This window comes from Curtobacterium flaccumfaciens, assembly GCF_013359815.1.
Lineage (GTDB): Bacteria > Actinomycetota > Actinomycetes > Actinomycetales > Microbacteriaceae > Curtobacterium > Curtobacterium flaccumfaciens.
On record NZ_JABMCF010000041.1, the window covers coordinates 150,904 to 175,741 of the forward strand.

Genomic DNA, 24,838 nt, shown 5'->3' on the forward strand with positions numbered 1-24,838 from the left:
CACGCGTCAGTCAGGCGCAGGTCAGGCGACGTGCCAGACCAGCCCCTCCTGCGCGCTCGACGGGTACGCCGAGGCGATCCGGAACACGGCCTCGCGCAGGGTCTCCGGTGAGCACGCCAGGTTGAGCCGGACGAACCCGCGCCCCTCGGACCCGAACCCCAGCCCGGAGTTGAGCGCGACGTACGCGTTCTCACGCAGCGGCACCGCCGGGTCGTCGCCGAGGCCGATGCCCCGGAAGTCGAGCCACGCCAGGTACCCGGCGCGCGGCCGCGTGTAGACGACCCCGGGCAGGTGCTCGGCGAGGAGTTTCGCGAGCAGCCGGTCGTTCGCCACGATGCGCGCCACGACGTCGTCGAGCCAGTCCGTCGCCAGGGTGAACGCCGCCAGGTTCGCGTGCAGCCCGAGGATGCTCGTGCGGCAGGCGACCTCCTCCCACAGGGTGTCGAGGAGCGCGGCGGTCCGGGGATCGCCGGCGACGATGACCGAGCACTTCACACCGGCGAGGTTCCAGCCCTTGCTCGCCGAGGTCACGCACACGCTCCGGGCCCCGAGCGGTTCGGCGACGGCGGCGAACGGGGTGAACTGCACGCCGGGGTGGGTCAGGGGCGCGTGGATCTCGTCGCTGATGACGAGGACGTCGTACTTCGCAGCCAGTTCGGCGATCGCGACGAGGTCGGCCCGGTCGTGCACGAGCCCGACCGGGTTGTGCGGGTTGCAGAGCAGGAAGACGCCGACCCCGCCGGCGAACGCCCGCTCGAGGCCCTCGAGGTCGAGCCGGTACTGCCCCCACTGCTCGAGCAGCGGGACCTCCTCGACCTGACATCGAGCCTCTTCGACGAGCTCGAAGAACGGCGGGTACACCGGCGGCGTGATCGCGACGCGGCCGCCGTCGGGCAGCGCGAGCCGGAGCGACTCGACGATCCCGACGCTGACGTCGGCGGCCAGGTGGATGCGCGACGGATCGATCTCCCAGCCCCAGCGGTCCAGCGCAAACTGCGCGAACGCGGGAGCGAGCGGACCGGGGCCGTCGAGGTACCCGAGGTCGGACTGCGAGACCCGCTCGATCAGGGCCTGCCGGATCGCCGGCGCGACGTCGTGGTCCATCTCGGCGACGAACAGGGGCAGCACGTCGGGCGCGTACCGCGTCCACTTGATGCTCGTCCGGACCCCGCGGAGCGTGCCGACCGGGTCCTGCTCGTCGCTCGCCATGCGTCCCAGCATGCCCCTGCCGGGAGGCCCGGCGCGACTCCCGACGTCATCCCACGTCGTCTTCGGCGTCCTACTGGGAATTGGTTGAGCGTTGCGCTCAGTTGGCGGAATGTATGTCGTGCAGATCTCCGACCGTCGGGGGTAACGTGAGGGGCCGAGGTTTGGGGACGACGATCAAACGAATTTATTGGGTTACTGCCACTGCGGCGCTAGCGGGCGGTCTCGGCTATGGGATGGGTCTCGCGATAGCCGGACCACATGAATCGACTGCGGGCCAGTGGCTGCTCGACTTCTCGAAGACCGCGGGCGCGGCGGCTGTTGCAGCAGTGGTCGCGGCGACTATCGCCTTTGCTGGCATCTCCCGCCAAGTCAGCGCAAACAGGGAGCAACTCAAACATCAGCAAAAGGACGCCGCAAGCCAGCGATGGTGGGAAAGCTTTGAATGGGCCGCGGCGCGGGGCATCCCGGCGAAGAAGGAGGACATCGCACTTCCTTACGACACTTCAATGAACACTTTATTTGCGCTTCGTGATTCCGCCACCTCTGAGGTGCAGAGGGCAGCGTGCCTCGGCCTCATCGAAGAGCTGGCGAAACAGCTGAAGACTCTCGAGAACCACGGAACGCCGAGCACCGCCGAACAGAACGCGTGGTCCGCGCTTACCAAGTGGGCAACGGCCGATACCAGTGCCTCCCCTACCGTACGCGCGAGCATCGATGAGCATGAAACGCTGAGCGCGATACGCGCTCTGCTCGAGGATCGGCCGGACTTAGTCTCCTCGTTGAGCACCAATGTTCGGGTATCGACGAGTGCCGACGCACGTGGATCGACTGGGAAATTTCCTCATCTCGTGTTGGACGCAGTCGCGGAGGTCAAGGGTGTTCCCATCGTGATCGAGATCACCCACTCGAACGATCCTGCGCGGAAGATGCGCTTCCTCCGCGAACGCCTCAAGGGAACCGAATACGAGCGGGTGCCTATGCTCGCGATCACACGTGTTGAAGGACCGAATCTGTCTCCAGTGAGCAGAACTCCGGTTCGACTCCTTCGATGGACCCCTGATCAAGGCCCTGAGCCAATTGCAATGGCACTGTCACAGCTTGCCTCCGGGGCAACACGTCCGACGTGATCGGCCTACTGTCGGCAGCATGAGCACGAGCACCGCCGACAAGGCCGTCACCCTCAAGCAGCTGCACGAAGCCCCCGAGATCCTGCGCGTCGTGAACGTGTGGGACGCGATCACCGCGAAGGTCGTCAGCGACCTGCCCGGCACGAAGGCGATCGCCACCGCCGGGCACTCGATCGCCGCGTCGTACGGGTACGAGGACGGCGGCATGCCCCTCGACCTCGCCCTGTCCGGAGCCGCGATCGTCGCCGCCGCCACGGACCTGCCGGTCACCGCCGACCTGGACGACGGCTACGAGGACCCCGCCGAGACGATCCGCCGCGCCATCGGATCCGGCATCGTCGGCGCCAACGTCGAGGACCGTCTGCGTCCCTTCGACGAGGCGGTCGCCCGCGTCGCCGCGATCACCGCAGCGGCGCAGGCCGAGGGCGTCGACTTCCAGCTGAACGCCCGCACCGACGCGATCGTGCGCGGCGGCGAGCGCCCGGTCGACGAGAGCATCGAGGACGCGATCGCCCGCGGCAAGGCCTTCCTGGACAACGGCGCCGCCCTGGTCTTCGTGCCCGGTGCGGTCGAGCGTTCGGTGGTCGAGCGACTCGTGGCCGGTCTGGGCCGCGGCAAGCTCTCGGTCATCGGCCTGCCCGGCGCCCTGCCCGCCGCCGAGTACGAGGCGCTCGGCGTCGCCCGCATCTCCTACGGTCCGCTCACGCAGCGGGTCGCGCTGCGCGCGCTCCGCGACCTGGCGACCGACCTGTACGCCGACGGCGTCGTGCCGGAGGACACCCCGACCCTGAACTGAGCCCAGTGCAGACGGGAGGCCCGGTGCCAGCTGGCACCGGGCCTCCCGTCTGCATGTGGTCGCGTCACGCGACCCGCTCAGCTCAGCCGAGCGCCGGGTACAGCGCGGGCGTGGTGCGCGCGTGGGTCTCCTGCTCGAAGGCGTAGCCGAGGCCGATGACCGTGCTCTCGTCGAAGGAGCGGCCGAGGAACTCCAGGTTCACGCCGGCACCGGGGATGGTGTTGTCGGCAGCGGTCGCCTGGCCCATCGGGACGGTGATCGCCGGCATGCCGGCGTTCGGGCTGAGGCGCATGTTCGTCGACTGCGTGCCGTACGGCGTGCCCGACGGGTAGACGAGCGCGTCGAGGTCCTGGTCGTCGAGCATCTGCGTCACGAGCTGCTTGCCGGTGGCGAGCTGCGTCGTGTGCGACCCCGTCGGTCCGGCCCACGCCTGGTACTGCGTGTCGGTGATCAGGTCGCGCGACTGGTAGGTGCTCTTCCGGCTCGGCACGTACTCACCCGAGGCCAGGATGCCCTGCAGGGAACGCGCGGTGACGTCGGGGTCGAGGTGCTTCGCGACGTACTCGTCCAGGTCGTGCTTGAACTCGTTCGTGCTGCCGCTGCCCTCGGACAGGACCCGGTTGAAGGCCGTCGTCGCGGTGATCGGGACGACGGTGGCACCGGCGGCCTCGAGCTTCGCGACGGAGGCGTCGAACAGGCGCTTCGTCGTGGCGTTCGTGCCGACCATGCTCGTCACGTAGCCGATGCGGGCGCCCCGCAGGGAGTCGGCGTCGAGCGACGACGTGTACGACGTCGGCACCTTGCCGGCCTGCGCACTCGTCGCCGGGTCCGCCGCGTCCACGCCGGTGACGGCGTCGAGCGCGACCGCCGCGTCGGTGACCGAGCGGGTGATCGGGCCGCCGGTGTCCTGCGACAGGGCGAGGGGGATGATCCCGTCACGGCTGGTCAGACCGACCGTGGGTCGGATGCCGACGAGCTGGTTGTACGTCGACGGCACGCGGATCGAGCCGCCGGTGTCGGTGCCGAAGCCGATGCCCGCGAGGTTCGCGGAGATCGCCGCACCGGTGCCGCCGCTCGAGCCACCGGCCGTCTGCGCCGTGTTGTACGGGCTGGCGACCAGGAGCGACGAGCCGGCGGGCTGGTTCGACGAGAACTCGGAGACGAAGCCGAAGGCGAACTCGTCGAGGCTGGCCTTCGCCAGGATCACGGCGCCGGCGTCGCGCAGGCCGGTGACCATCGCGGCGTCGGTGTCGGTCTGGTTGTCGTCCCAGCAGCCGCAACCACCGGTGGTCGGCATGTCCTTCGTGTCGTAGTTGTCCTTCACCGCGATCGGCACGCCGAGCAGCATGCTCGTCATCCCGTGCTCGGCGCGCTCGGCGTCCGCGGTCTTCGCGGCGGCCAGGGCGTCGGCGTTGGTGGTGACGATCGAGTTGAGCGCGCGCCCGGTCGACGCGGTGTCGACCTTGGTGCGGTCGTACGCGGCGATGCGGTCGAGGTAGTCCTGCGTGATCGCGACCGACGTGGTGACCCCGGCGTTCATCGCGGCCTGCATGTCGATCGTCGACGCCTCGACGAGCTGGAACGGGCCGTCGTCGTAGATCATCCGCTGGGACAACCCGGCCAGGTCGGCGACGGTGATGGTGCCGTCGGCGTCGGTGTCCGCGGCACTGACCGTCGCCCAGTCGGTGCTCGCGGTCGTCGCACCGAGGTGGTCGGTGAGCACGGCGAGGTCGGCCTTCGTCACCTGGTCGTCGCCGGTCAGGTCGAGGTCCGTGTAGTAGGGCGCGAGCATGGCGGCGGGGCTGGCGTCGACGGCCGCGGGTGCTGCGGCGGCCGTGATCGCGGGGGTCGCGGCGAGGACGGTGCCGACGAGGGCGATGAGCGATGCGCCGGCGACGGTGGTGCGCTTCTTGCTGGAGGCCCGCTTCGTGGCGGCCTGCTTCGTGGCGGCCTGCTTCGTGGCGGTCATGCGGAGGCTCCGGTGCGGTCGCGGCGGGCACGACGGGCCCGCAGGGTGATCAGGGTGCCGCCGGCTGCGAGCAGGGCGATGGACGCGGCGATCCACGGCGCGACGTCGGCGCCGGTCCAGGCGAGGTCGCCCCCGGTCGGACGGTCGTCCCCGCCGGCTGCCGCCACGGCGGTGGCGCTGCTGGTCGGGTCGGTGCCCGGGGCAGTCGGGTCACCGGGGGCGCTGGGGCCACCCGTGCCGCCACCGGCGCCGGGCTGCGTGGTCGCACCCGGTGTCGGGGTGGCCGTCGGGGCGGTGGTCGCGGCCGCGGCGACCACGACGGTGGTGCTCGCCGGGTCGTCGAGGGTCGTCGACGTGCCGTCGGAGCCGACGAGGGTGATGCCCGTGACGTCGAGGTCGACGCTGCCGACCGCGGTCGGGGTCAGCGAGATCGAGGTGGTCAGGTCGCCGTCGAGTGCCGGCGAGGTGCCGAGGCGGGTGTGCACGATCATCAGGGCGTCACCGTCCTGCTCGACAGTGTCGAAGCCGCCGTCCGGGCCGGTGACGCTGTCGTCCCGGTACTGCACCGAGTCGGCATCGAGGGTGATCTCGTACGCGTAGACGTCGGCGGTGTCCGGGATCGTCAGCTCGACGTCGAACGCCGTGCCGACGGTCACGGTGGCCGGGGCGTCGATGGTGGCGGTGGTCGCGGTGGGCGCTGCCTGGGCCGGAGCGGCCGTCAGGACAGCGAGGCCGAACGCCCCGGCGGCGACGAGCGTCGAGGAGACGATCGTCGCGCGTGGGCGCAGCCGTGGTCGGTGCTGCATGGGCGCAGTTCCTTCGGGTGGGGTGGAGGGGTGCTGAGCGGGTACTCAGTGAACCGAAAGCTAACGGGGCGCTGTTTCCGGTTCTGGCCCGGCACGTTTCCGCCCCGTTACGGCTCGTCCCTGCCGCTACTGTCGTGCCATGTCGGTCGACGTCGAAGCCCTGCTCACCCCGCCCTCCCCCGTCGCTGCGCGCGCACTGGACGTCGTGCGGGCATGGTCCGAACCGGCCCTCGTCAACCACTGCCTGCGCTCGTGGGCCTGGGCCGTCCTGCTCGCCCCGACGGTCGACCTCGAACCGGACCCCGAGCTGCTCTTCGTCGCGACGATGCTCCACGACCTCGGCGTGACCCCGTCGTTCGACGCCCACGGCGTGCCCTTCGAGGACGCCGGCGGCGCCGTCGGTTCGGTCTTCGCGCTCGGTGCCGGGTGGGACGCCGTGCGAGCCCGTCGGGTCGGGGAGATCGTCGAGCGGCACATGTGGCGGTCCGTCGACCCGGAGCTCGACGCCGAGGGGCACCTGCTCGAGGTCGCGACCTCGCTCGACGTCTCCGGCGTGGGCTTCGACAGGTGGTCGTCGGACGACCTGCGGGACGTGACGGCCGCGGTGCCCCGTCTGGACTTCTCGGCGTCGTTCGACGGAGTGATCCACGAGCAGGCATCGCGCAAGCCGTCGTCCGCGGCCGCTCGCCTGGACGGGTCGGGCAACGTCGCCGCTGGCGGGGAACGCTGGGCAGCCTTCCTGGCGTCCTGACGCTCGGTCTGGTCGCTCGCTGGACTTCTCGGCGGGGTGGGCGTATAGTCTCTCGTTGGTGCACTGCAGCGAACCCATCTGACTCGCGCACACCAACCTCTCGACACCGACTCACCCGAGTCGCATTCCACTCGAGACACCGCTCGATCCGAACGGACGAGCTGCACGTTGAAACTCGACGTGCGCGCCCCGCACTCGATGCGTCGCGCTGGACTGAGACGTCCGCCGACACCGAGTCGCCCTGGCGCCGAATGACCAGGAAGTACAGCACCATGACCAGCAACGAACGAATCACCGTGTTCGGGACCGCACTCGCGGCCCCGACGATCACCCCCGACCGCATCGCCGAGTTCCCGGTGCGCGACGACCGCTCGCAGCGCGAGTACCTCGTCCGCATCGCGGCCGACGACCTGGGGACCTTCGTCACCCGGGGCACCCGGCTCGACGCCGTCGGCGAGGCCGGCTGGACCGTCCCGGGCCGCTCCTGGGCGGGCGAGGCCAGCCGAACCCTGCTGCAGGCACAGTCCGTGCAGGCGGGCGAGATGGCCCTCGCGGCCTAGGCTCCACCAGTACGAACGCGAAGCGCCGCCGGGATCCCCGGCGGCGCTTCGTCGTCCGTGGGGACGTCCGTGCGACGGTCACGCACCTCGACGGGCCGCAGCCACGACCTGTGACGCCGCCCCGAGTACCCCCGGCACGATCGCAGCGAACGCCCCGACCGTGTGACCGGCCGAGATGAGGATCGCTCCCGCGATGAGCGCTCCGACGGTGAGCACCTGCGCACCGATGACACCCGTCAGGACGGCGGCTGCCTCCGCTCTGCTCAGACGCTCGACGGCGTCGGCAGCGACCGCTTCGGAGCGGAGGTGGCAGCCGATCATCCGCTCGGCCGCTCCCGGAACGAGCCGCTCGTACTCGGCCAGGACGCGCGGAGACGCTACCGGTCCACTGAACATCTCCGTTGCAGCGATGTTGAGGACGTTGGCGTCCGCCTCTCCTCGGCTGCCGTTCGCCGTGCCGCTGACGCCCGCTTCTCGTTCAACAGCTCCCGCATCGCCCGCACTCGGGAGCTGTCCCCCGTGAACCCGACGTACAGGCCGTGCATCACCGCAGTCTTCACCAGAGTCGCCGTCATAGCCCATGCCCTGCCCTTCATCACCGGTTCGTGGTGACCAGGGTCGATCAGCGTTGCCTGCCGTACCAAACATTTTGCATGCATGGCTGCTTCGCGACGTCAGTAATCGCCCTTCACCACGAAGAACGAGCCGCGGATCGTGCCGGCGAGCTTCGACTTCTGCCGCGCGAACTTGAACTTGTCGGCGAGCTCCTCGGGGACCTCCATGCCGTCGGAGAGCTTGAAGCCGACCGCACGCTTGCCGCCGGGTTCGAGCGTGTACAGCACGTTGATCGCCAGACCGGACTCGTAGAACACGTACGTCCAGCGCACGCCCCCGACCAGGGCTTCCGTCGCTTCGAGCGGCGGCGACGCGATGACCAGCCCGCGTTCCTCTTCGAGGACCCGCCGCACGTAGGCGACCAGATCCGGCACGTCAGCTGCGGCGTGCGTGGTGAACACGTGGTCGTACTTGTTCGCGAAGTACCGCGCCTCGTTGGCCCGGAGCCCGGCGAGTGCGTCGGCGACCGGCGAGGACTCCAGACCCACCGTGGACACGTGCACGAAGTCGACGACGTACGACATGGGGCCTCCTCGGGCGCTCGGACGGTCTGAATCTAGCCCCTCGACTCCCTCCCGGAGGCGCCGCGGTCCCCCTACAGTCGATGATCATGGACGAAGCGATGACGCGAGTCGACCGCGCCGCGGATCTAATCCGTGCTGCGCGCGAGGACATCGGGTTCTCGCAGGCCGACCTCGCCGAAGCGGCGGGAGTTGAGTCCCCGGAGATTTCCGACTACGAGAGCGGACGGAGCCGTCCCCACCCAGAGTCTCTCGATCGCATCCTCACCGCTGCTCGCATCCGACCGAGCATCCCGATCGCGGTCTTCGCGGACACGATCCTCCACGAGGCGGAGCGCTTCCGCCTCGAGAACGTCTGTGTGTTCGGATCGGCTGTTCGCGGTCACGATACCGAGCACAGCGACATCGACCTCTTGGTCAGCCTGACGCCCGCGGCTTCGCTGTTCGACCTCGGCGCATTCGCCCATGTGGTCGAGCGCCTCACCGGGTTCGAGGTCGACGTCCTCACCGATGACATCGAAGACGACGAGTACTTCGCGCATGTCCTCACCGAAGCCGTGCCGCTCTGACGACGCACGCCGTCAGCCGAGCTCGGCTACTCAGTTGATCCGCTCGAACACCATGGTCGCCTGCAGTCTGTCTCCGCCACCGAAGCCAGTACTGCCCGAGGAAGCAGTCGTGATCGTGTGGAGCCGGTAGCCGAGCGCAGCCTGCACGTTGATCGCCTTCTCCAGCTCCGTGAGGTTGCCGGACCCCGTCCCGAAGAACTTCTCCCGCAGGACCACCTGGAGGACGACGTAGCTCATGCCGTTCTGCGCTGGACGCGGCTGTCCGCCCGCCGCGGCTTCCGCTTGGATATGGCCGATCACCCCATCGATACCAGGCGAGCCCGGCGCCTTCTGCTGCACCTGCTCCGTCCACGCCGAGCCGTCCCACCACCGCATGGTGCCGGAACCGTCGTCGTACCAACCTGCCTGTGGGTTCGTCATGCGCTCATCCTGGCGCACGCACGGCGAGATCAGTCGTTGCAGCGGGACGAATGACTGGCTATTCGTGGTGCAAGCATTGCCTGAGATCGACAGGTTGCAGCAGGCCACCGGTGATCGCAGGCGGGGACCGTAGAGACGAAACGTTCCAGAAACCCTGGATCCGGGGATCTTGCCCATCGGTCATCATTTGTTGAGGAGTTCCACGTGAATGAGAACCTACTCTTTAGCCCTCTCAGCTGCCGAATCGCGTCCCCCCATCGGGATGCGGAATGGCAAGAGGACGAACACGAAAACAGTGACTCCGGCGAACAACCATGACATGAGGATGTTGCTGATCTCAGGATCAACTGTCTCCTGCGCCGCAAGCGCGACGAACCCCAAAGTGCCGACTGCGAAAAGCTTGCCTACATAGTCCATGTTTCTTCGGTTGTCCCGGTTGTGCGCTAGCGCGAGGAACAGAGTGCTCAGGATTGCCAAGAGTGCCGCCACGAATGCCTGAATGCTGAACAACTGATCCGAGCGCACCTGATTATCGGCGTGCGGGTACTGCGCGTCGAACCAGCGAATCGAGACCGCTGCAGTGAGCCACGACAACGCAAGACCGGCGGCTAGTGCAAGACCGACCGCCCACAGGCTTCCTCGCCAAGATGCGACCTCTTCACCCGCGCGTTCTTGAGCTTCATTCATGCGCCACAAAGTAGCAGATTCAACCGAAGCATTCACACTCCCGATTGGAAGTGGGGATTTCTGACCCTCGCCTAACCGGCAACCGTGGGGCTGGACACGTTCACTCATCAGCGGCTCAATACCGAAGACCGCAGGCGGGCAGCAACTTCGCGCCAGAGACGACGGATGTCCGACGCGGATACGGCAAAAGGGCACGCTAAGCTGCTACATCCGTTCGAACTGGCCTGCTCGAGCGGTACACGCGCGAGTGACGGCGGCGGTGACGGACGGTCGCCGTCAGCAGCGTCGGATAGCCCGCGGTGTCGGAGGTGCCCCTCTCGTCACCGGGTGGCCAGGCGACGTCGTGACAGGTGGCCGCTCGGCCCGGCGCTGAGTTTGCCCGAGGCGGCCTACGGCAGCCCCGTCTGCGCCCTCGCAGAGCCGGACCCGGTCTTCGCCTGGGTGACCTTCCCTGACCGCTCTCTCGAGGTCGAGGCGCGCGTCATCGCGTACACGGAGCGGGCCGTGCTCGTCCGAGTGGGGGTTCTCGCAGGCGGCTGAGTGCGCGTGGGTGTGGCGGGACGCGGTTCGGCCGCGAGCACCACGGTGAACGCGAGGAACGCTGAGGGGCACCTGACGAGCGACGTCAGAAGTTCTTACGCAGCCAGGCCTCGGCCGAATCACTGAAGCTACCCCGCCAAGCGCGGGCTCGGCCCGAGACGTCAATGACGAGGACTCTGTCGTTGCTGTCGACGCGCTTCCTCACCTCGTCGCCAAGCTCCTTCGCGCTGAGTGTGGTCTTCAAGAGCCAGAAGCTGTCGAGGTTGTGCCAGTACGTGCCGAAGGTGTCCAGGTACGTCGTCAGCGACGTGTAGTCCTGGCCCGGGGCCTTCAGGTCGTAGGCGAGCATCAGAGTTGGCATGCGCGGAACCGTACGGCGGGTGACCCGCTCTGTTCCCGCCCCAGTTTGAGGGCTTCTCAAGCGGCGATGCCGGCCCTATGCTCAGGCAGTCCACCGCATCGACGAGGGGAACCCGATGGCCGACTGGGATGACGATCTGACTCGCATGCAGGGGCTGATGCTCATTCAGGAGACGTCCGGGGCGCAAAATCTCCTCGCGTACGGGACCAGAGCGCTGCGTCAGGCAGCGTTCCTCGAGACAACACGCGATCCCGTCATGACGATGCTCTCGATCGGCGTGGAGAAGGCGTTGAAGACTGCACTCGGCTTGGCCCACGTCGCCGAACACCGTGTCTGGCCCCCGAAGAGCACCTTCAAGAATCGTTGGCGTCACAACCTGGTCCTGATGAACGACGACCTGATGGCGACGCTGAACGAGCGTCTGCCTTTCGCTACTCATCGCGGGGTCGTCGAGCCGCTGCTCGAAAAGGTGCGCGCAAACGCAGCGTGGGGCCCAATCGTGGCCGCCCTCTCTCGCTACGGCCAGTCAGGCAGGTTCTACTACCTCGACGCACTCGCCGAGGACCCACAGTCGGACGATGAGCCGAGCGCCTACTGGAACGAGGCGGAAATCGCGCTCTTGAATTCGCGGCCAGATTTCCAGTCTCAGCTCTACGCCGCGGCGAACGATCAGGCTGAATGGGAGCGCCGTTCGGCGGAGCTCACTGGGTACATGGCCGAGGCGATCGAGGATTGGTGGGATCTCATCGCGACGGCGGGCAAGCATGCGATGCTCAGCGAACGAGGGAAGACGTGGGGCTTTGAGATCGATCGGAAGTCGGTCGGGAGGCAGATCCGCTCCTAGCCGAGCGTCAGGAAATTGCCGACGGTGCCGGCGGTGATGCCGATGATGAGGAGCCCAACGGCCACCCCCTGACGTTCCATCGCCTCGAGCAGGAATACCTCCGGCGAGTCGGAGGACTGGCGTGGTGGCCACACGTGGCTGTCGCTGGGGCCGCCGCCGTCGATGGTGTGTGGGACAGGCGTGTCGAGCTTCTTCTTGGCTCCTTGAATGCCGCGGACGATGAGGACCACGCCCCCGAGCTCTGCGGCGGCCGATGCGATGAAGAGAATTCCAGCGGCGATCTGCATAGGCGACAGGATGTCGGTACCGACCGACACGACCCCCTCGAGCTCCCGAAGGTGCTCTAGGGGGTCGTGCGTTCGCCTAATTTGAGCTGACCTGCACGATGCTTGCCCTGCTGGCCGTGTCGGTGATTCGTAGGCCGACTCGCGTCGCGGTCTGCTGGTGGGACCTCGTGAAAGTACAGACTGACGCGCTGCCCTGGTAGATGCGGGGCGTCGCCCCCTGCGTGTCGATCCGGAACGAGGGGCTCTCGGTAGTCGTCGCCGGGTAGGTGCCGACGACAGAGTAAGCGCCAGACGTCTTCTGGTAGACGGTGACGGTGCTCGAGTTGCGAGAGACGTTCAGCACGAAGCTGTCTTCGCCGTTCTCAGATGCCCGCCAGACCGGACCCGAGCCGTTGCCGCTAAGCGCGGCGACGAGCGGTGGCTGTTCGTCGGGTCGGGTGGCCAGCCACCCCACGGAAACACGACCTACTACCACTGGACGAAGACGATCGAGGCAGCGGGCGTCGAGCCGTTCAAGCTGCACGATTGTCGGCACTTCTTCGCATCGGGCCTGATCGCCGCTGGGTGCGACGTCGTCACGGTGCAGCGGGCCCTCGGTCATCGGTCCGCGTCGGTGACGCTGAACACCTACAGCCACCTGTGGCCGAATGCGGACGACCGGACCCGGTCCGCAACCGCGGGGCTCATGCGGCAGGTCGCGGGCGATTCTGCGGACTCAATGCGGACTGCGACGGCCGAATAGCCCCGGATAGGCATCGTTCAGGGCTTGCTAGTTGTTGAAGCGGAACGAGTGCCCCTGTTCACGTGAGTCCAAGCTAGTGCAGAGATCCCCAGAACGACGGGGCTTTGGGACTCGCCAGCTTCACGTGAGAGCACGCCATTTCAGGGGCGATTGCGGCACCAGTGCGACACGACGCCGGGCTGGTGCCGCACTTCCTGCGGACTAGGACCGCATCTGCCTAAGCTGCGACGGCCCGTCTCCGTCCCTCTTGCGCCGACGCCCAAGTGACTGCGGCGACTGCTTCCACGGATCCCGTGGCTGCTGAGTCCAGGCTTTGACCTCGGAGGGCCAGAAGCGGTGCTGGTTGCCGTTGCGGAAGGACGGGAACATGGGGTCCTTCCCCAGTTCCCGTGCCTTCCACTCGGAGATCCGCAGCCATGCTGCGAGCTCGGCGACCGTCAACGCTTGCTCGTCCATGCCGCGCAACCTACGTGACCGCTCGATCGCCGCTGCACACGTCAAGGGGGTCGGGGGTGTCTTTGACGTCGGGGAGGCTGCTTGTTATCCATCAGATCTGCGGCTGATACGTCAAATTTGACTATGGCGCTATGACTCGGTGCGGAGGACCATGGACAGATGCACGAGCTCGAGCCATCCTGCACCGATCGACTCGCCTACTCGATCCCCAACTTCGCCAAGGCCGTAGACCTGTCAGTGGACACCATCCGCAAAGCCATGGACAACGGGGAGCTCTTGCCTTCCTATCCAACACGCGCTGGCAGGAAGCCGATCATCACGCAGGAGGAAGGGTTGCGCTGGCTGCGGTCACTGCCGCAGGAGTCGCCCAGGTACGGCTGATCACCAGTCGCCCGGTCGATGGCCCGAGCAGCAGGCACACGGATGCACCCACCCCGTTGCCCGTCCAAAGCAAGCCTGGGCCGCTGAAGGAGGACCTGGTCTAGGAGGATGGCGCAAGCGGTGGTAGCGTAAGAGACAGCACTGCACCAGCGCTCTGTCGCTGCTAGGCGCTAGCCCGCCCCCTCTCGCCCAACGGCGGAGGGGGCTTACTTTTGTGTTACGACAGCGACGGGCAGGGTCGGGTCAATACTCCGGGCATAGCTATTGACGATGGCCAGTCGAGACGCGCCAGCGTGATTCCACATTGACGGTGGACAGATCCGCTTAGCTCTTGCGCCCCCTGGAATCATTGCCTTGGCAGCGGAGTATGCGACAAGGTCGGCGAGTTGAACCATGTACGATTCGTCAGAGACCCTCGAGACTGGATCGTCGACGAGATTCTGAAAGTTCATGCGAATTGCAGTCCCCGAAGGAGTGCCCGCATAGAGGAAGCGGCGAGCGCGACGCGCGTACTTACGAATAGTTGCCTCTTCACCCTCGTCGTGAATGATCAGGACCGGGTCGTTGGGGAAGGTCTTCTGTAGTCTCTGGAATAGGTTTCGCCAAACGGTTTCGCGCACGAGTCCGAGCTGGCCTCTTGCCGCAAAGGCACGCTTGTCTACCCAGGAACTGAAACACTGCATGCTTGCCGAGTTAAGAAGCTGCAGGTGCTTTCGGTAGATGTATTGCCTTTGGCTTGGCGACAGGCCGCGGCCCTTGAACCAGCCCTCGTTTCGGAGCAAATTGGACGCTTTGACTTCGGCTCGCATCGGCAGCCCAATAGTGCCTTTTGATAGCGCACGTCGGAGCGTAATCATCTGATCGAACGCGGCTGTCCACGCCGTATCGCTGACCAACACGGCTCCCAGTGCATACTCGCGAGAGCCGCCGTGGGACGGGTCGCCCGTGGGATCACCGGTTTCATCGATATAGACCATGAGCATCCCTCCATCCTCTCTGCGCGTCCACGCCGCGATGGCCCCCAGTTATGGGGTCAGGTCAGAGCCCCTGGGCCACCAGCTGCAGCTGACGGCTATCGAGATGTCGTTGGTCTCATGGACTATGCCGCCATGCCCGAGCACAAGTGGGCTCCCCCGGAGCATCCCGATGTCACCCTGCATCAACCCGTCACACTTGATGCAGAGGACGCTGGCCAGCTTCGGTCGTTGGATCCGGTCGCGCCTGTCTGGGCTGACATCGAGTTCGTGGGCGTAGGTCTTCTGCGCCTCAAGTGTTTTGCCGCCGCAGAGTCAGACAACGCGGTGCTGGTTCAGACGGCCTGGCAGGGGCGACTGCAGCAGGCGCTCGTGTCACGGGGCAAGGTGACGCGGCGTGCGCTCGACCCTAGGACGCGCTGATGGGGCGTCGACGACGCGACAGGTGGGCGCTGGGTCCGGCGTACACACTTCCCGAGGTCGCGCGCGGAGGCCCTGACTACGACGTCTCACCGCCCGACCCTGTGCTCGCGTGGTTGCAGTTTCCGGATCGCATCCTCGAGGTTGAAGCGCGTGCCATCGCGCACACCGAGCGGGCAGTGCTCGTCGAATGGGGATTTGGTCAAGCCGCAGATTGCGCGTGGGTATGGCGCGACGCGGTCAGATCCCCCGAATAGGCGTGGGCGGCTGGCCTCATCTCGGCCATAGAGTGATGCTCACTATGAAGACCATCACCCGAGCGGCTGTTGCAGCCGCCGTCCTCGCAGGTGCGATCGCTCTCGCTGGATGTTCATCCGAGTCCGGACCCGTTGCGGGCACACCAGCCCCGACGAAGACCACGGCAAGCACGCCCACGCCGACTCCTACTCCAAAGGCGAAGGTCGGCACTCGCGCGAATCCGTTCCCGGCGGGCGCTCCGGGCAAGCACTCGGAAGACTCCGTGTGGACGTTTACGTGGGATGCAACGAACCCTGACGGCTGGGCTGAGATCCAGAAGGCGAACGAGTACAACGAAGCGCCGGCAGCGGGACAGTCATTCGTGCTCTCGTCGGCCACCGTCGCTGCGGGCGAGGGAATCGGCTCGGAGGGCGGCGACCCTGTTGCCAGCTTCACCATCAGCTACGTCGGCTCCGACGGCAACACCTACCCGGCCATCGGCGACTGCGGAATCCTCCCTGGCAAGGCCGTCTACGAAATCGGCCGCATGTACGCGAATGCTTCCCAGAAGGGCTACGTCTGCTCGGCTGTGCCTACCGAGGCCGTGGCAGGCGGAACCTGGAACGTGCAGGCGCTAGTCGGATCAGGTACCGCGTTCTTCGCTGGCGCGTAGCTCGGCAAACGACGAAACGCCCCGCCCCTCATACCGAGGGGCGGGGCGTTCGGGCTACAGGTTCAGGCCAACTCGAGCGATCCGCGCAATTTCTTCGTTGCCGTACTCGTTGAAGTGGACGTACTGACTGTCGGTGGCGTAGTCCCAGCCACGCGCCTGGACGTTGCTCCAGGACCCGAGTTCCTTGTTGACGTCGACGAGTGGGACGGGAATGGCGTCGCTGATCGAGTAATCGAACCCAACGACCTGCGAGATCGGGCGGTTGCTGTTCCCACTTGGGGGCGGCGTCAACAGCGCAGTGTTGATGTTCGCTGCCTGGAACGCTCGGACGCCGAACGCGAGGGCGTTCTGGAAGTCCGTGAGCCCAGATCCAGCGGGGTTCTCATTGGCCCCGAACTCGATGAGCACGAGTGACGGATTGAGCAGCATGGCGATCTGCCTCGCTCGGTCGTTGCTCCCCGCGAGTGCCCCGGACGCGTTGTTGCCGCCGACGCCAAGGTTATGGACGACCACACCTGACGGCATCATGAACGAGACCCCGAGCAGGTGGAAGTAGGCCGACGACGATGTGCCCGAGCCCAGCGTGACGACCGCCGTGTGCACACCTTCGGGCACTGTGACGGTCAGCTTGCGGAGCTCTCCGGTGCCGGTGTTCGTCACGCTTGTCGGCGTGCCGCCATCCACCGTGAGCGTCCATGTCATGGTGAACCAGTCCATGTAGACGACAGTGATCTCCGTGCTGCGCTTCGTGTCGGCGAAAGTCGCCGTCGCACCCGCAGTGTCCCCGGTGATGAGGGTGCTTGCTGTGGGCGAGACAACCTTCCACCCGGCGCTGCGGGACACTCGGGGATCCGTGGTCGCGCTCGTGAGGTTGGAGGTTGCCGCGATGAATCCGCTTCCACCGTCCGCGCATCCCGACGCAACCAGCTGCGCCTGCAGGCGCGCTGGCCAAGCACCAATCCCCTTCGGCACAGACGAACCCTCGCCCGCGGTGATGCTGGTTCCGATTGCAACTATCTCAGCTCGGCCCGTTCCGATTTTCGCTCGAAGCTTCGCGCGTGACCAACTCTTCAGGGAGGTCGCGGTCAACTGATTGGTCTTGATCGCGGGAGTAGTGAATTGCGCAGCAAGCGCAGCCATAACGGCGGGTGGGAACAGTTTGGTGTCGGAGTCAATGGAAGGAAGCAGTGGAGTGCCCATGGTTTTTCTTTCTGTTTCGAAGTACAATTATGTTGTCAAGCAATGAGTGGCCTGGCAAAAAGCACCGCCCCTTCTTTGGAAGGGGCGGTGCTTTTGTCAGTGGCGATCAGTGATCGCGCTAGTTGACCATTCCAGCCAATTCGCGGGTGAGCTGACGGCCCAGCACCGTTGTGAGCGTGTTCGGGTCCAGGTTCGGCATCGGCTTGAAATGGTTGTGCTGCTCGACCGACGTACTAGACTTCGGTGCCGCCTGCACGACACGGCTCGAGTCCATGTAGCGGACGCTGCCGCCCTGATTCATCGCCTCGAGCAGCGGACGGTTCGCAGCAGTCGCCGAAGCGTTCACCACGAACTCGCGACCATGCACCAAGCCAGCAACCTGACCGGTGCCGTAATCGCCCGTGTAGCCGCCCACCGAATAACCAGGAACACCAAGCGCCTTCCCGATGACCCGCTGCAACTTCCGCGACTCGGAAGCAATCGCACGCGTAATCGACGTCGCGTTCCGGTTCGCCGACCGCAACTGCTTCTCAGCAGCATCGATCAGCTTCCCGAAGTTCGCATCCGCCACCTGATTGCCGATCTGCGCCGACGTCGACTGAATCGACTTGTACTGCGTGTTGATCGCGGCAATTTGCGCCTTCGACGAGGTAGCGAGCGACCGGGCCAGCGGGATGCCCTCATCGATGCCAAGCGAAGCGATCTCGTTCAACAGCGCCGGGGCGACACCGTTCTTCTGCAGCTTCGTGAGCAGCGACTGGAACTCTTTGAGCTTGCTCGCCCGTCCGGTCAGAGCCCGCTGCAGCGAGGATGACGAGCGGTAATCGCCGTACGAGAAATCAGACAGCTTCCCAGAAATCGACGACGACATCGACGACGCCGACGACTTCAGCCCATCGAGCTTGTCCGACGCCCTATCCACCGCCTTCGCCGCCTTGTCCGACTGCTTCTCCAGGCTCAGCAGGCGCTTCTCCGACGCCCCAGCAACGCGCGCCACAGACAGCCGGAACCGCTCCGGGTACTTGCTGTCCGTCGCGATCTGGAACGCCTGCGAGACGGCCGACTGGCCCGTCAGGCTGCCGGTGCGCACCCCGGTCCGGAAGCCGTAGATGTCGCTCAGACGAGAGAGGCGAGCGGCCTCCGCTTTCTGTCGTGCTTCCGCACGTTCCTTGGCAGCCTTCGCTCGAGCCTCAGCCGCCTTCTGGGCAGCTTCAGCCGAACCGCCGCCAGCAAGGTGAACAAGTCCACCGTTCGCGTACCGGCCGGCGTTCACCGCATCCAGGAACCCCGTCCCGTACTTGCTGACCGATCGTTCCCGAATGACGTACTCGCCGTTCGACAGCATCGCCGGGATGGAGTCCGACGTTCCCGTGCCGGGACCGGAGATGTAGCCGCCGTTTGCCTTCTTGTTCTTGAAGACGCCGTTGGTGTTCTCCGGAGTGCCGACGGTGACCCGGTTCGTCGTGATCGTGATCGTCTTCGACTGCACCAGACCCAGGGAGTTGAGCACCCCCTGGATTGCCGACTGCGCCTGAGCCGTCGCGGCGTTGACCTGGGTTCGCTTCTCCTTCGGCAGCGCGTTGAGGCGCTGCTGGTAGTCAGACGTCTTCGACGCAGCCTCGGGAGCGTTGTTCTGGAACGTCGTGGCCCAGTCGGTCGGGGTGCCGATGATCTTGTTCGCGTAGTCCTGCGCAGCCTGACCGGTGATGCCGTACTGACCCAGCGCCTTCACGAGCTCGCTGCGACCCTGCTCCATCGCCGCGGTGGCCGACTGCTGGTTCCCGGTCTGCTGGAAGATCGAGCCGGCCGCGTTCTGCGCGGCCTGTGCGATCCCGTCGAGAGCTGACTGGTTGTTGCGGCCCTTCTCCGTCGAGATGTCGAGAGTCGTTCCGTTCTCCTTCAAGGAGTCCGTGACGCCATCAACTGCCGCCTGGAACTGACGCTTCGCCTCGCGAGCGTCGAGCGTCGGAGACGTCAGCGCCCGCAGCGCGTTCGCCACCTCATCGATGCTCGGAGCCGCCTCACCAGCAGCGCCTTGCAGGGCGTTGAGAGCATCCGCGTTGTCCTGGGTCGGCTGCTTCGCCCCCTTCGCTGCATCCGCGTACTGACCCATCGCGAGCTTGACGAGGTTCGTGTCGTTCGCCGTGATCCCGAGCGCGTCGGCCTGCTGCACGAGCGCCGACCGGTAGTCCCCGCCGATCGCATCCACGAGACGGTGCAGTGACTTCTGTGATCCGTCGGTCTGTTCCGCCAGCAGCTCGAACGCACGGACTGCCTTCGACGGGTCAGTGTTGGCGAGCTGCCCCATCTCAGCGTTGATGTCCCTCAGGGCGTTGACGCCCTGGTTGAAGTCGGTGTTGGTGAATCGCGTGAGGATGGCCTGGAAGCCGTTTGCGCTGTTGTGGGATGCGAACGACTGCAGTGCAGCGTCCATGTCCTTCAGCTGATCCTTGACGCTGCCATCGATGCCCGCCGAGAGCTGACCCTTGCCGAGAGTCTTGTAGATCTCAGCCGCCGACGAAGCCGACTTGAGCGTGTGCGTGATCTCGGAGCTATCAGCCTTCAGCTTCTCGAGCTCCGTGTTCAGCAGGGCAACTGCCGTGACACCGAGGGCAACACCTCCGACCCACGGGCCGCCGAGGAAGCCAGACATGGAGCTCAACGCCGCACGCCCCGTGATGCCACTGGCCCGGAGCGATGCCATTGCAGACCGGAACTCGACGATCTTCGGGACAGCAAGGAGCAGCCCGCCGCCAAGCAACGTCGCAGCACCGACAACTCCCGTTGCGCCGAGCGCCGTGGCCTTCAGCGGTTCCGGAAGCTCCCGGACCTTCTGGATGAACGACGTGAGGTCTTGCACCATCGGGCGCAGGGCACTGCTCGCAGACGTCCCACTCTCAATCAGCCCCGCCTGGAACGCAGACTTGAGCTTGCTGAGGTCCCCGTTGAGGTTGTTGGACTTCTTGGCGGCCTGCTCGATCGCGTAGCCGGCGTCGTTGTTCTGGTCGATGTACTCCTGGATGCCATCGGCACCCTCCTTGTACAGAACCGTCGCAGCACGAACAGCGTCCGCACCGAAAATCTGCGACAAGGCCTGCTGACGCTGAGCATCCGTGAGGCCAGAAAGGCGCTCCTGCAGCACCTGAGCGATGTCAGCAGCCCCAAGGAACTGACCGTTCGCGTCCTCGACATTGATGCCGAGAGACTTCATCAGCTGCGCCGACTCCTTCGACGGGTTCGCCAGCATCTGCAACATGCTCTTCAGCGACGTACCAGCATCAGAACCCAACAGACCAGCGTCCGCAAACGACGACAGCACACCCGTCGTTTCCTCGATCGAGAAGCCGAAGTTAGACGCAACCAGCCCAGACTGGTTCAGCGCATCACCCAGCTCCTGCACCCCACCCAGCGCCTTACCGGCACCAGCAGCAAGCAGGTCAGCGATGTGGGGAACGTCGGAGCCCTCGAGGTTGAACTGCTTCATCGCGACCGCAGCGATCTGCGTCGCCTTACCGAGATCCACGTTGTCCGACGCCGCCAGCGCCAGAACACCCGTCAGTCCGCCACCCAGGATGTCGCGTGTCGCTAGGCCCGCCTTACCCAGCTCCACCTGCGCCTCAGTCACCTGAGTCGCCGTGTAACCGAACGCAGCACCAGCCGTCAGCGCCTGGTTGCGGAACTTGTCCATCTCGGAGGCGGACGCGTTCGTGGCCGCCTGGACTTTTGACATCTGGGCGTCGAAGTCGGCCGCCATCTTCGTGACGATCAGGACAGAGCCCGTCGCCGCCGCGCCCATGGTCAGCAGGGAGCCGCCAACGCGCTCCGCTGCCTGCCCAACCTTCTCGAGCTTGTCGGACTCCTTTGCCGTGTCAGCTGTCGCTTTACGAACCTTCTCCATGCCCTTGACGTAGTTGTCAATCGCGGCACGGATTGTGACTTGCACAACCCTCTCGGCCATCATCTCTCCTTCGGCCAGGAGAAATCGGCACGCAAAAGCCCGCCGGAACTGGCATGCCGAGATCTCTAATCTCGTTCATGCCCGGGTGTTCCGGCGGGCGTATATCTAGGTCAATTCTACCGCGAATGGGTGGGAATCAAGGCGTTTTGGGGTGCAAAAAGCCCCGCCATATCAGGAGAAGATATGACGGGGCCTTCATGAGGCACCCCGGAGGCCTGCGATGCGTTGCGTTACGGATAATCCGCGGAAACATGCGGATCAGCGAGGGTCACCTGAAGAGGCAGGAGCTGGCGGATCACACGCGAAATCAGGTAGAACAGCCGCTCATCTGGGGTTTTCGAAACGAAAAAAAACGGAGCAAGTACGCACGCTGGACCAGAGTTGCTATCCGGCGGTGACTTGTACTAGCACAAAGGAGGCACCCCCACCCCAAACGACTACCTAGTCGATTCGTCAAATATCTCGTCGAGAGGCTCCACGTTCGAAGCATTTAGCATGCGAAGTGGTTGCCCTGGCCGCCGCTCCAAGGTGCCACGAGTAGACACAATTCTACCCTTCCTCATCCAATCATGCGCTTCATGAATCACCGAGGTGCTGACGCGAACTTGCACTTCAACGAAACGACTGGAACGCAGGACTCGTAGGGTGATGGAGCCATAGGGATCGTCCGGAATATGGCGGATGTCGATCACCCTTCCAGAGATAAACACTTCGGGATCCGGTTGTGCTTGCCGAAGTACCTTGACCACATCCGAGAGCAGAGTCGATGCCTCCTCCGGAATCACCACCTGCGTGGGCATACGCTCCCCTCCAGTCACCGCAGGCGACCAGCGGAAGCTTGCGTCCAGCTTATGCACGCCGCTCTGCCGAGTGATGTTTCTAACGGCGCTCACAAGCTCCGCGCTGACTCCGACGTCGATCAGGTCGAGAACCTCATCCCGACTTGGGGCCCGATCAGGTTTCACGACAGCCTGATCTAGCCCGCGCAGCGCGGATGCGGCGGTTCTAGTCAGCACGCGCTCGGCTGTTTCAATTCCTCGCACCACGTCCGTGAAAAGATCCTGAGGCTCATCCATGGTAACGACTGGCATGATCACAGGCAGGACGAAGGACCCTTTCCTGGTGTGCGAAAGTCGCGCGTGGCCGGCGATCTCATCGCCGCTACGGCTGAAATTACCTCTAATGCTCGCGGTTGGACGACGGGAAGTGGTTCCGGCTGCTCGCAGGATGCGCTGAGCCGCGGTCAATACAGCACCCGCGGCCTCTAGGGGAGCTGCGTCATCAAGCAGAAAAGCATCGCCAATCTTATACGCTTGAAGGTCGAAAAACTCATGCCTAATGTCGTCGGCGACTGCTTCGGGTGCACGCTTTTCTTTCGCGGCGATTCGCTGGGCAGCGCCTTCGAATTCTAGAGAACCGTCGCGCACGTGGTTGGGAACTGCTGTCACATCCAGCTCGGCGCTAGGGTCAGTGGCCCAAAGTTCGCCACCTGATCCTCGCGATATGCGTTGCCACCCGGTCCGGTCAAGATAGCTAACCAGGCTCAAGTGCAGCGAAGCGTCGGTGCGCTCTTTGCTCATGTCAACCCCAGAGTGGCGAGTAAGTCATCATTCCATTGAGTCATTGTAGTACTTCCCAGTTCGTTCGAACGCGGGATCTCTATGCGAGTGGAAGAACTGAAGTCATGGTTATCAACGCGAGTCCAGTAGGCTCGAGTGTCGGCAAGGAGCGTTCCTGTCGCTGGGTACTCGATCCAGTCGGAGCTTTGCTGGCGCACGACTACTACTAGGTAGTAGACCGGAAGCGCGCTATCCCTCCAGGAATCGATCCAGTGCGGTTTGGCGTAATGCACGATATCGTCCGTGCCGAACATATCTTCAATGTAGGTGGTCTTCACTTGCACTCGAATTGGCGCAGCCCGCATTTGAATGTCGCAATCCACAGCAATAGCGTCTTCATCGGGATCGTTCTCCTTGAAGCCGCAGCCAGCCTGCGCCGCAATAGCTCGCAGGTAAACGACGCCGTAACGACCCTGACGAGTGGTCGCGGAGAGGATCGCTGCCTGAACATTGGGCGTCATCGGGTCCCCCTGGCCCGCACTGCAAGATGCATGCCATGAACCTATCGTGCCCGCCGTCATTGCCCGACTCCTACGGGCTGCACACCTGTGCTGTGTGGCTGACTGTCGTGCTGAGCGCTACGGGATGCGCGTTGCTGCGATCTCCGCCTGTCGCTCCTGCGCAGCAACGCGGAAGGCAATCAGCTGCTGCTCGGTCAGGTCCGGCTCGGGCAGTTCACCACTCGTGACCTCGGCGTGCCCGCTGTGCACCATACGAGCGAGCTGACTAGCCGCGTAGCCCTTCCGAGTGCTCAGCACGTCTCCAACTGATTTGCCTCCGATGGCCTTCGTGACCTGCACCTCGAGGTGGGTGCTGCTCTGTCGTCGGTCGAAGGCGTCGAGCGAGTCAGCCGCCAGTCGATCGGTACCGATCCGTGCCGGCAGCGCCCCGAGGATCAGTGCGTCCACTCCCCCGGTCAGGTTGACGGTGCGGTCACCGATGGTCACCTGTCCGTTGCGGGTGACCGCAACGTCGAGCCCGTCGACCGTGAGGCCAGTGTCCGGCACCCCGAGGTTGCGCAGGGTGCGCGTCCACGCCTTCACTGCTTCATCTCGTGCTGCCACTCGCGACTTGAAGTCATCGACGGCAGCAGCGATCGCAGCGAGCCCTTCGTGCAGTCCTTCCACTGAGATCTGGTCGTCAGCCAGGAAGTCATTGAGCGCCTTCGTCAGCTTGTCGTTGCTCCCGAGGGCGTCGCGCTCCTGGCGCGCAACTCGTTCGGCTGCTTCCGCTCGCATCTGAGCGAAGCGGCGTTCCCCTTCCAGCTCTGTGACTGCCGCTGGGGTCATGTGCCCGTCGAGTGCGAGGGCTTCGTACTCTTCCTTGCGGTCGGTGAGCTCCTGCAGGCGTGCCTTCAGCTCAGCTGCTCGCTGTGCGGCTTCGGTGTTCAGTTCGATGCTCATGGTCTCTCCTGGTTGGTCAGCGGCTGCCGAAGGCTCGGCGGGCGAAGTCGTCGAGGTCTGTGGTGGGGTCAGGTTTAGAACCGTCTCGTTGCTGCTCTTCGTCGTGCTTGATGTCGTCGAGGACTCGCTTGATGAGGTCGTCGTGGTCGGTCATGCGTTGCTCCCTTCGGGGTTCGCATCGATGGCGTCGGCGAAGGTTTGCCACCACTGCTGTGCAGCCCCTCGCAGGTCGACGTCGGTGGTGTCCGTGACGCGGTATGCCGGCTCGAGGTACAGGCACGCGAGGTGGAGAAGCGCGCCGAAGGCCACGTCGGGCCATGCGTCCGGGCCGAGCTTCTTCTCGGCGTGGGCGCGATGCTCCACGACGAGATTGACGAGCTCTTCGGTGTTGGCGGTCGTCACAGAGATTTGGGTAGCGAGCGCATAGCCAGCGAGGCCGATGGACCCGCCGCCCACCACCGTGCTTGGGATGCCGTTCGCGTCTTCGTAGATCTGAGTGAGCAGCTTGTTGCCGGCTGTCTCGAGCTCGGCGAGGTAGGCCTTCAACCACTCGCGGCTTGCGTCGGTCATGCGTTTGGTCCTAACGGTCGTGGTGCAGCCCGAAGGCTGGGTGGTTGAGTCGCGGGCACGTGGAGTCGTGCTCGAGGACGGCGTGGGTGATGCCTGGGCCTGAGATGTCGATGACTGCTGCGGCTGAGCAGTCAGGGCAGGCG

Annotated in this window: 27 protein-coding genes; 10 read left to right on the top strand and 17 right to left on the bottom strand. The window is 65.2% G+C overall.

The window, feature by feature from the left end; genetic code table 11:
• Positions 1 to 21: 21 nt before the first annotated feature.
• Positions 22 to 1,209, bottom strand: coding sequence for a MalY/PatB family protein (locus HP445_RS17610; protein ID WP_241660455.1), 1,188 nt, complete (start codon positions 1,207 to 1,209; stop codon positions 22 to 24).
• Positions 1,210 to 1,370: 161 nt separating this feature from the next.
• On the opposite strand from HP445_RS17610, the gene HP445_RS17615 reads away from it, so the two are divergent.
• Positions 1,371 to 2,336, top strand: coding sequence for a hypothetical protein (locus HP445_RS17615; protein WP_128781195.1), 966 nt, complete (start codon positions 1,371 to 1,373; stop codon positions 2,334 to 2,336).
• 19 nt (positions 2,337 to 2,355) lie between these two features.
• Positions 2,356 to 3,132: an isocitrate lyase/PEP mutase family protein gene (locus HP445_RS17620; RefSeq protein ID WP_128781194.1), complete on the top strand. Its 777-nt coding sequence runs from the start codon at positions 2,356 to 2,358 to the stop codon at positions 3,130 to 3,132.
• 82 nt (positions 3,133 to 3,214) lie between these two features.
• Here HP445_RS17620 and HP445_RS17625 read toward each other — a convergent pair whose 3' ends face one another.
• Both HP445_RS17625 and HP445_RS17630 read right to left on the bottom strand, forming a co-directional pair.
• Positions 3,215 to 5,101, bottom strand: coding sequence for an amidase family protein (locus HP445_RS17625; protein ID WP_128781193.1), 1,887 nt, complete (start codon positions 5,099 to 5,101; stop codon positions 3,215 to 3,217).
• Positions 5,098 to 5,907, bottom strand: a complete 810-nt coding sequence (locus HP445_RS17630; RefSeq protein WP_128781192.1) for a hypothetical protein — start codon at positions 5,905 to 5,907, stop codon at positions 5,098 to 5,100. Before HP445_RS17630 ends, HP445_RS17625 begins: the two co-directional genes overlap by 4 nt.
• 139 nt (positions 5,908 to 6,046) lie before the next feature.
• Between HP445_RS17630 and HP445_RS17635 the strand changes: the two genes are divergently transcribed.
• Positions 6,047 to 6,658 carry an HD domain-containing protein gene (locus HP445_RS17635; RefSeq protein WP_128781191.1) on the top strand — a complete coding sequence of 204 codons (612 nt, stop codon included), beginning with the start codon at positions 6,047 to 6,049 and terminating at the stop codon, positions 6,656 to 6,658.
• 272 nt (positions 6,659 to 6,930) lie between these two features.
• On the top strand, positions 6,931 to 7,218 hold the full coding sequence (locus HP445_RS17640; RefSeq protein WP_017887091.1) for a hypothetical protein: 288 nt from the start codon (positions 6,931 to 6,933) through the stop codon (positions 7,216 to 7,218).
• Between the two features lie 78 nt (positions 7,219 to 7,296).
• Here HP445_RS17640 and HP445_RS17645 read toward each other — a convergent pair whose 3' ends face one another.
• Together HP445_RS17645 and HP445_RS17650 are read right to left on the bottom strand one after the other, a co-directional pair.
• Positions 7,297 to 7,539, bottom strand: coding sequence for a hypothetical protein (locus tag HP445_RS17645; RefSeq protein WP_128781190.1), 243 nt, complete (start codon positions 7,537 to 7,539; stop codon positions 7,297 to 7,299).
• Positions 7,540 to 7,892: 353 nt separating this feature from the next.
• Positions 7,893 to 8,357 (bottom strand): phage tail protein, encoded by a 465-nt coding sequence (locus HP445_RS17650; protein ID WP_128781189.1) that lies wholly within the window; start codon positions 8,355 to 8,357, stop codon positions 7,893 to 7,895.
• A gap of 86 nt (positions 8,358 to 8,443) precedes the next feature.
• Here HP445_RS17650 and HP445_RS17655 point away from each other — a divergent pair, with 86 nt between their 5' ends.
• A complete protein-coding gene (locus HP445_RS17655) occupies positions 8,444 to 8,923 on the top strand; it encodes an XRE family transcriptional regulator (RefSeq protein WP_241660454.1) in 480 nt (159 codons plus the stop codon).
• Between the two features lie 30 nt (positions 8,924 to 8,953).
• Here HP445_RS17655 and HP445_RS17660 read toward each other — a convergent pair whose 3' ends face one another.
• From HP445_RS17660 to HP445_RS17670, 3 genes are all read right to left on the bottom strand, one after another.
• The gene (locus HP445_RS17660) at positions 8,954 to 9,520 is read right to left on the bottom strand and encodes a DUF2510 domain-containing protein (protein ID WP_241660453.1); all 567 of its coding nucleotides are present in this window, start codon (positions 9,518 to 9,520) and stop codon (positions 8,954 to 8,956) included.
• A 39-nt stretch (positions 9,521 to 9,559) separates the two neighbouring features.
• A complete protein-coding gene (locus HP445_RS17665; protein ID WP_128781188.1) occupies positions 9,560 to 10,030 on the bottom strand; it encodes a hypothetical protein in 471 nt (156 codons plus the stop codon).
• Positions 10,031 to 10,655: 625 nt separating this feature from the next.
• Positions 10,656 to 10,931, bottom strand: a complete 276-nt coding sequence (locus tag HP445_RS17670) for a hypothetical protein (protein ID WP_128781187.1) — start codon at positions 10,929 to 10,931, stop codon at positions 10,656 to 10,658.
• A 115-nt stretch (positions 10,932 to 11,046) separates the two neighbouring features.
• Between HP445_RS17670 and HP445_RS17675 the strand changes: the two genes are divergently transcribed.
• On the top strand, positions 11,047 to 11,775 hold the full coding sequence (locus HP445_RS17675; RefSeq protein WP_128781186.1) for a hypothetical protein: 729 nt from the start codon (positions 11,047 to 11,049) through the stop codon (positions 11,773 to 11,775).
• On the opposite strand, the gene HP445_RS17680 is transcribed toward HP445_RS17675, so the two are convergent.
• On the bottom strand, positions 11,772 to 12,062 hold the full coding sequence (locus HP445_RS17680) for a hypothetical protein (protein WP_128781185.1): 291 nt from the start codon (positions 12,060 to 12,062) through the stop codon (positions 11,772 to 11,774). The genes HP445_RS17675 and HP445_RS17680 overlap by 4 nt on opposite strands.
• Before the next feature lie 421 nt (positions 12,063 to 12,483).
• On the opposite strand from HP445_RS17680, the gene HP445_RS18780 reads away from it, so the two are divergent.
• Together HP445_RS18780 and HP445_RS17695 are read left to right on the top strand one after the other, a co-directional pair.
• On the top strand, positions 12,484 to 12,804 hold the full coding sequence (locus tag HP445_RS18780) for a tyrosine-type recombinase/integrase (protein ID WP_241660470.1): 321 nt from the start codon (positions 12,484 to 12,486) through the stop codon (positions 12,802 to 12,804).
• Positions 12,805 to 13,419: 615 nt separating this feature from the next.
• Positions 13,420 to 13,641: a MerR family transcriptional regulator gene (locus tag HP445_RS17695; protein WP_128781183.1), complete on the top strand. Its 222-nt coding sequence runs from the start codon at positions 13,420 to 13,422 to the stop codon at positions 13,639 to 13,641.
• Between the two features lie 206 nt (positions 13,642 to 13,847).
• Here the strand turns inward: HP445_RS17695 and HP445_RS17700 are convergent, their stop codons facing one another.
• On the bottom strand, positions 13,848 to 14,624 hold the full coding sequence (locus HP445_RS17700; protein ID WP_128781182.1) for a DUF3800 domain-containing protein: 777 nt from the start codon (positions 14,622 to 14,624) through the stop codon (positions 13,848 to 13,850).
• A gap of 126 nt (positions 14,625 to 14,750) precedes the next feature.
• Here HP445_RS17700 and HP445_RS17705 point away from each other — a divergent pair, with 126 nt between their 5' ends.
• Together HP445_RS17705 and HP445_RS17710 are read left to right on the top strand one after the other, a co-directional pair.
• A complete protein-coding gene (locus HP445_RS17705; RefSeq protein ID WP_128781181.1) occupies positions 14,751 to 15,038 on the top strand; it encodes a hypothetical protein in 288 nt (95 codons plus the stop codon).
• Positions 15,039 to 15,336: 298 nt separating this feature from the next.
• The gene (locus tag HP445_RS17710) at positions 15,337 to 15,945 is read left to right on the top strand and encodes a hypothetical protein (RefSeq protein WP_128781180.1); all 609 of its coding nucleotides are present in this window, start codon (positions 15,337 to 15,339) and stop codon (positions 15,943 to 15,945) included.
• A 54-nt stretch (positions 15,946 to 15,999) separates the two neighbouring features.
• Here HP445_RS17710 and HP445_RS17715 read toward each other — a convergent pair whose 3' ends face one another.
• The 7 genes from HP445_RS17715 to HP445_RS17745 all read right to left on the bottom strand — a co-directional run bounded on the left by HP445_RS17715 (position 16,000) and on the right by HP445_RS17745 (position 24,695).
• Positions 16,000 to 17,145 carry an SGNH/GDSL hydrolase family protein gene (locus HP445_RS17715; RefSeq protein ID WP_128781179.1) on the bottom strand — a complete coding sequence of 382 codons (1,146 nt, stop codon included), beginning with the start codon at positions 17,143 to 17,145 and terminating at the stop codon, positions 16,000 to 16,002.
• 118 nt (positions 17,146 to 17,263) lie between these two features.
• Positions 17,264 to 21,103: a phage tail tape measure protein gene (locus tag HP445_RS17720; protein WP_164941234.1), complete on the bottom strand. Its 3,840-nt coding sequence runs from the start codon at positions 21,101 to 21,103 to the stop codon at positions 17,264 to 17,266.
• Positions 21,104 to 21,540: 437 nt separating this feature from the next.
• Entirely contained in the window at positions 21,541 to 22,683 is a 1,143-nt protein-coding gene (locus HP445_RS17725; protein WP_128781177.1) for a hypothetical protein, read from the bottom strand.
• Entirely contained in the window at positions 22,680 to 23,243 is a 564-nt protein-coding gene (locus tag HP445_RS17730; RefSeq protein ID WP_128781176.1) for a DUF4365 domain-containing protein, read from the bottom strand. Before HP445_RS17730 ends, HP445_RS17725 begins: the two co-directional genes overlap by 4 nt.
• Positions 23,244 to 23,300: 57 nt before the next feature.
• Positions 23,301 to 24,125: an OmpH/Skp family outer membrane protein gene (locus HP445_RS17735; RefSeq protein WP_128781175.1), complete on the bottom strand. Its 825-nt coding sequence runs from the start codon at positions 24,123 to 24,125 to the stop codon at positions 23,301 to 23,303.
• A gap of 16 nt (positions 24,126 to 24,141) precedes the next feature.
• Positions 24,142 to 24,279 carry a hypothetical protein gene (locus tag HP445_RS17740; RefSeq protein WP_164941233.1) on the bottom strand — a complete coding sequence of 46 codons (138 nt, stop codon included), beginning with the start codon at positions 24,277 to 24,279 and terminating at the stop codon, positions 24,142 to 24,144.
• Positions 24,276 to 24,695 carry a hypothetical protein gene (locus tag HP445_RS17745; RefSeq protein WP_128781174.1) on the bottom strand — a complete coding sequence of 140 codons (420 nt, stop codon included), beginning with the start codon at positions 24,693 to 24,695 and terminating at the stop codon, positions 24,276 to 24,278. The genes HP445_RS17740 and HP445_RS17745 overlap by 4 nt, the downstream gene beginning before the upstream one ends.
• Positions 24,696 to 24,838: the final 143 nt, after the last annotated feature.

Bases quoted from the DNA above. Each gene is read 5' to 3' on its own strand.
- HP445_RS17610 (WP_241660455.1), bottom strand. From the start codon at position 1,209: ATGGCGAGCGACGAGCAGGACCCGGTCGGCACGCTCCGCGGGGTCCGG.
- HP445_RS17620 (WP_128781194.1), top strand. From the start codon at position 2,356: ATGAGCACGAGCACCGCCGACAAGGCCGTCACCCTCAAGCAGCTGCAC.
- HP445_RS17625 (WP_128781193.1), bottom strand. From the start codon at position 5,101: ATGACCGCCACGAAGCAGGCCGCCACGAAGCAGGCCGCCACGAAGCGG.
- HP445_RS17630 (WP_128781192.1), bottom strand. From the start codon at position 5,907: ATGCAGCACCGACCACGGCTGCGCCCACGCGCGACGATCGTCTCCTCG.
- HP445_RS17635 (WP_128781191.1), top strand. From the start codon at position 6,047: ATGTCGGTCGACGTCGAAGCCCTGCTCACCCCGCCCTCCCCCGTCGCT.
- HP445_RS17640 (WP_017887091.1), top strand. From the start codon at position 6,931: ATGACCAGCAACGAACGAATCACCGTGTTCGGGACCGCACTCGCGGCC.
- HP445_RS17645 (WP_128781190.1), bottom strand. From the start codon at position 7,539: ATGATCGGCTGCCACCTCCGCTCCGAAGCGGTCGCTGCCGACGCCGTC.
- HP445_RS17650 (WP_128781189.1), bottom strand. From the start codon at position 8,357: ATGTCGTACGTCGTCGACTTCGTGCACGTGTCCACGGTGGGTCTGGAG.
- HP445_RS17655 (WP_241660454.1), top strand. From the start codon at position 8,444: ATGGACGAAGCGATGACGCGAGTCGACCGCGCCGCGGATCTAATCCGT.
- HP445_RS17660 (WP_241660453.1), bottom strand. From the start codon at position 9,520: ATGGGCAAGATCCCCGGATCCAGGGTTTCTGGAACGTTTCGTCTCTAC.
- HP445_RS17665 (WP_128781188.1), bottom strand. From the start codon at position 10,030: ATGAATGAAGCTCAAGAACGCGCGGGTGAAGAGGTCGCATCTTGGCGA.
- HP445_RS17670 (WP_128781187.1), bottom strand. From the start codon at position 10,931: ATGCCAACTCTGATGCTCGCCTACGACCTGAAGGCCCCGGGCCAGGAC.
- HP445_RS17675 (WP_128781186.1), top strand. From the start codon at position 11,047: ATGGCCGACTGGGATGACGATCTGACTCGCATGCAGGGGCTGATGCTC.
- HP445_RS17680 (WP_128781185.1), bottom strand. From the start codon at position 12,062: ATGCAGATCGCCGCTGGAATTCTCTTCATCGCATCGGCCGCCGCAGAG.
- HP445_RS17695 (WP_128781183.1), top strand. From the start codon at position 13,420: ATGCACGAGCTCGAGCCATCCTGCACCGATCGACTCGCCTACTCGATC.
- HP445_RS17700 (WP_128781182.1), bottom strand. From the start codon at position 14,624: ATGCTCATGGTCTATATCGATGAAACCGGTGATCCCACGGGCGACCCG.
- HP445_RS17705 (WP_128781181.1), top strand. From the start codon at position 14,751: ATGCCCGAGCACAAGTGGGCTCCCCCGGAGCATCCCGATGTCACCCTG.
- HP445_RS17710 (WP_128781180.1), top strand. From the start codon at position 15,337: ATGAAGACCATCACCCGAGCGGCTGTTGCAGCCGCCGTCCTCGCAGGT.
- HP445_RS17715 (WP_128781179.1), bottom strand. From the start codon at position 17,145: ATGGGCACTCCACTGCTTCCTTCCATTGACTCCGACACCAAACTGTTC.
- HP445_RS17720 (WP_164941234.1), bottom strand. From the start codon at position 21,103: ATGGCCGAGAGGGTTGTGCAAGTCACAATCCGTGCCGCGATTGACAAC.
- HP445_RS17725 (WP_128781177.1), bottom strand. From the start codon at position 22,683: ATGAGCAAAGAGCGCACCGACGCTTCGCTGCACTTGAGCCTGGTTAGC.
- HP445_RS17730 (WP_128781176.1), bottom strand. From the start codon at position 23,243: ATGACGGCGGGCACGATAGGTTCATGGCATGCATCTTGCAGTGCGGGC.
- HP445_RS17735 (WP_128781175.1), bottom strand. From the start codon at position 24,125: ATGAGCATCGAACTGAACACCGAAGCCGCACAGCGAGCAGCTGAGCTG.
- HP445_RS17740 (WP_164941233.1), bottom strand. From the start codon at position 24,279: ATGACCGACCACGACGACCTCATCAAGCGAGTCCTCGACGACATCAAG.
- HP445_RS17745 (WP_128781174.1), bottom strand. From the start codon at position 24,695: ATGACCGACGCAAGCCGCGAGTGGTTGAAGGCCTACCTCGCCGAGCTC.